The 4,058-nt window shown below is 73.3% G+C and carries 4 protein-coding genes; 2 read left to right on the forward strand and 2 right to left on the reverse strand.

Annotation, left to right across the window (positions count from 1 at the left end; translation table 11 throughout):
* Positions 1–244 precede the first annotated feature (244 nt).
* Complete coding sequence (locus ABZ899_RS36430; RefSeq protein ID WP_361355193.1) at positions 245–439, forward strand: hypothetical protein; 195 nt, start codon at positions 245–247, stop codon at positions 437–439.
* A gap of 182 nt (positions 440–621) precedes the next feature.
* The gene (locus ABZ899_RS36435; protein WP_361355196.1) at positions 622–2,091 is read left to right on the forward strand and encodes a glycoside hydrolase family 76 protein; all 1,470 of its coding nucleotides are present in this window, start codon (positions 622–624) and stop codon (positions 2,089–2,091) included.
* Here ABZ899_RS36435 and ABZ899_RS36440 read toward each other — a convergent pair.
* Both ABZ899_RS36440 and ABZ899_RS36445 read right to left on the reverse strand, forming a co-directional pair.
* Positions 2,075–2,590, reverse strand: a complete 516-nt coding sequence (locus ABZ899_RS36440) for a hypothetical protein (RefSeq protein WP_361355198.1) — start codon at positions 2,588–2,590, stop codon at positions 2,075–2,077. The genes ABZ899_RS36435 and ABZ899_RS36440 overlap by 17 nt on opposite strands.
* Positions 2,587–3,864: a molybdopterin-dependent oxidoreductase gene (locus ABZ899_RS36445; protein ID WP_361355201.1), complete on the reverse strand. Its 1,278-nt coding sequence runs from the start codon at positions 3,862–3,864 to the stop codon at positions 2,587–2,589. Before ABZ899_RS36445 ends, ABZ899_RS36440 begins: the two co-directional genes overlap by 4 nt.
* Positions 3,865–4,058 lie beyond the last annotated feature (194 nt).

The following is a 4,058-nucleotide window of genomic DNA, read 5'->3' on the forward strand; positions in this document are numbered from 1 at the left end:
TTCCCACGGCTTCGGCCGCGCCACCTCGCACCCCCGGATCATCAGTCCCGGAGTGATCCAACCACCTCGAAGATCATTTCGTTAGGAGTTCTAAGAGGCCGCGGGTCGCCATGAGCCGGCTCGGCAGCAGGTAGAGCCTGCTGTACCCCGGGCCGGGTGCCTGCGGGATCGCCGGGCGGGGCGGCGCCGCCTAGCGTCGGTGGTGCCTGACCTCACCGTCATCCCCAGTCCCGCCGGAGGAGTCATGACCCATCCCGAACCGCCCGCCCGTGCCGGTCTCGCCCGCGTCCTGCTGTGGCCGGCTCTGGTCGTCAGCGTGGTGGGGAACGCCGTGGCGTCCGTCGTCGGCGCCGGCACGGTCGTCACCCTGGGCTTCGGGGCCTTCACCGCGGTGACCGCGGCGACGCTCGCCGTCCGGCGGTGGCGCGAGCGCGGATGACCGGCCGAGGGGAACCGGTCCCTCAACTGTGGTGCTCACGCGCCCCATTGACGTCCCGCATCCCTGCCGTTACGTTCCGAGAGCGCTCTCTCTCATCCGACCTCCGGTTCCCCCGGGCCGCCTCCCCCACCCTCGTCGCGGCGGCCGCACCGAGAGGGGCACCGCCCTGGCAGGGAGGCCCCATGACTCCCGCACGAAGGCTCCACCGGTCCCCGTGGGCCGCGCTGTGCGCCCTGGCGCTCCTCGTCGGCCTCGCCCCGCAGGCCGCGTCCGCCGCGAGCGCGGCACCGCGGGCGGCCGTCTGCAACAAGTACTGCGACGCCCGCGACCCCGCCCTCTCCCCCGGCGACCGCGCGCCGGTGACCGCCTCCCTGTACGGGCGGTCGATCGTCCTGCACTTCGACGACGCCGACGCCATGGGCTGGGCGTCCCTCGACAACGGCAGCCCGGGTGACGAGGTGTGGCTCGACCGCTCCTTCGACGGCGGGCGCTCCTGGAGCGCGGGGAGCAGGCTCGGCGCCACGACCGTGCCCGCGGGCCGGCGGGGCTGGCGCACGCTGATGTACAACGTGGACGACTGGAACGGCCATGGCGTCGGCGCGCTGCGCGCCTGCGGCAGGGCCGGCGACCGCACCGAGATCGCCTGTACGCCGTGGGCGCGCACCACGTGGAACGCCGGCGACCGGCGGACCGCGGCGGCCACCGGGCTGATGACGTTCTACTCCTACGCGACCGGCCTGTTCGCCACGACCGGCTGGTGGAACTCGGCGAACGCCCTGACCGCGGTCATCGACAACATCCGTGTGTCGGGGATGGGGAGTTACCGGTACGCGATCTCCCGCACCTACGACCTGAACGTCACCGCGCAGGGCGGGCAGTTCCGCAACGACTACATCGACGACACCGGCTGGTGGGGGCTGGCCTGGATCGCCGCGTACGACCTGACCGGGGACAGCCGCTACCTCGCCACGGCCCGCGCGGACGCCGAGCACATGGCGGCGTACTGGGACGGCACGTGTGGGGGCGGCGTGTGGTGGAGCACGGCGCGGACCTACAAGAACGCCATCGCCAACTCCCTCTACATCCACCTCAACGCGGCCCTGCACAACCGGATCCCCGGCGACACCACGTACCGGGACCGGGCCCGGGCCGGCTGGGCGTGGTTCCAGGGCACCGAGATGATCAACGCCTCCCAGTTGGTGAACGACGGGGTCGACCTGTCCACGTGCCGCAACAACGGGCAGCCCGTCTGGTCCTACAACCAGGGCGTCCTGCTCGGCGCCCTCACCGAACTGCACCGCGCCACCGGCGACGGCGCCCTGCTCGCCCGGGCCCGGCAGATCGCGGACGCCGCGACGACCGCGCCCTCGCTGCACACCGGCGACGGCGTCCTGCGCGACCCCTGCGAGGGCGGCGACTGCGGCGCCGACGGGCCGTCGTTCAAAGGCGCGCACGTGCGCGGGCTGCGCACGCTGGACGCGGCCCTGCCGGACCACCCCTACACGGCCTATCTGCGCCGCCAGGCCGACCGCGCGCACAACGGTGACCGCACCCCGCTCGACCAGTACGGACTGCGCTGGTCGGGGCCCGTCGACACGGTGGACGCGGCGCGTCAACAGAGCGCGCTGGACCTGCTCAACGCGGCCCCGTAGCAGCGGCGTCCACGTCCCCGCCTCCGGTACGCCGGCGGCGCCGCAGGGCGCGCGCCGCCGCCACGGCCAGGGAGAGGGCGAACAGCGCCGCCGTCACGAGGAGCCAGCGGTCGAGGAAGACGCCGGCAGGCAGCAGGGTGGCGCGCTCGTAGCGGTCCACCCTCCCGCTGATCAGCGGGAACCATACGAGGAGCAGCAGGGCGGAGGCGGTGGCGGGCCAGCGCACGTGGTCGACCAGGTGCGGGGCGAGCAGTGCGCGCAGGCCCCGGTCGATCGCCGCGTACAGGGGGACGAGGAGCAGATCGTGCGCCAGGGCCGCGCCGACCACCCAGTACACCACCGCGATCCACTCGTCCGCGTCCAGCAGGCGCAGGCCCGCATAGCAGACCAGGACGAACGAGGCGGCGGTCAGCAGCAGGTGGCCGGGGCCCGCCCCGTACCAGCGACGCCACCACAGTCCCGCGCGCGTGGCCGGCGCGGGGTCCGGGGTGTTCGTCACAGCACCCTCCCGAAGGACAGCCGGGCGACCCACTTCGTGTTGAGGACGCCCGGGGCCGCCGGAACGATGACGCGGGCCGGGTAGCCGTGGTCGGGCGACAGGTCGGCGCCGTTGACCTGGAGGGCGAGGAGGGAGCGGGGGTCGCGCACCTGGTTGTGGCGCAGGGCGGCCCGGCGGAAGGAGCCGCGCAGCTGCAGGGACTCCACCAGGACGTCCGGTGCGTCCTCCGGCTCATACCCGACCAGGGCGGCCAGGTCGCGCAGCCGTACGCCGCGCCAGCGCTGGTCCTCCGTCGACCAGCCCTCGACACAGGCGATGAGCAGGGCGGCGGTGTGCTGGGGCATCGCCAGCAACTCCTCCCGTGACAGGCGCACTCGACCTCGGGGGCCGGTCACCACGAGCCGCCACGCCTCGCCGGTCTGCGCGTCGGTGACGCCGGCGAGGACGGCCGGCTTGTTGATCTGGAAGCCGTTGGGTCCTCCTGCGGGGTCACCGCCGCCGTGCGGCGCGAACAGCGCGGTGCGGCGCAGCGGCCCGCCGATGCTCTGGCCGGCCGTGGTGAGGAGCAGCAGCAGTGAGGAGCCTCCGACGAGCGCGGCCAGTCCGCGCCGCGAGAGCGTCGGCGGCGCCGGGTCGGGTGCGGCCAGAGCGTCGGACGCGGCGGGGGCCGGTGACGTCGTGGAGCGGACGTAGGCGACCGGGCCGCCGTGCTGCCGGAGCGTGCGCACGGTCTGGGGGACGCGCAGCGCGGCGTGGGCCGCGAAGGCGGCGAAGAAGACCCAGGCCCCGTAGAAGTGCAGACGGTAGAAGGAGCCGGGGAAGACGTAGTCGAGCTGGACGTTGAGGACCCCGGTGAGGAAGGTGAACAGGCCGCCGCCCACCAGGAACAGCAGGGACAGGCGCTCCAGCGCGTGGGCCACGGACCGCACGGGCGGCAGGGCGAAGAACCGGGGGACGACCGACCAGAGCTTGGCCAGCAGTACGGGGATCAGCGCCACGCCCACGGCGACGTGGAAGCCCTGGGTGACCCGGTACAGCCAGTGCGGATCGGTCGGCCAGGAGAACAGGTAGAAGCCCAACAGGCCCTTGTCCGGTGTCCTGTCGTTCAGCGGCGACAGATCGGGGTTGTACGCGGCATACGAGAGCAGGCCCGTCACGAACAGCAGCGGCACCCCGGCCAGCAGGACGACTCCGAGCACGGACGTCAGCCATGTCCCGCGCAGGGGGCTGCGCCAGAAGCGCGGGGGACACGGGCAACCGGTCCGGCAAGGCACGTCGGTCGGTCATGGGAGCGGGCCTCGGCTCTCGGCAGGACGGGAGGGCTGACTGTCTCGGACAGTTGGGCGCCGACCGCCAAGGGATGGTTTTGCCGAGTTGACATCCTCCCCTCCCTGAAGGGAGGGGATTCCTGGCTCAGGCTGCCTCCGGGAGCAGCGCTCCCGGAGGTCTTACGCCCTCGGCACCAGCC

Source organism: Streptomyces sp. NPDC046859, assembly GCF_040645135.1.
In the GTDB taxonomy this organism is placed as follows: Bacteria; Actinomycetota; Actinomycetes; order Streptomycetales; family Streptomycetaceae; genus Streptomyces.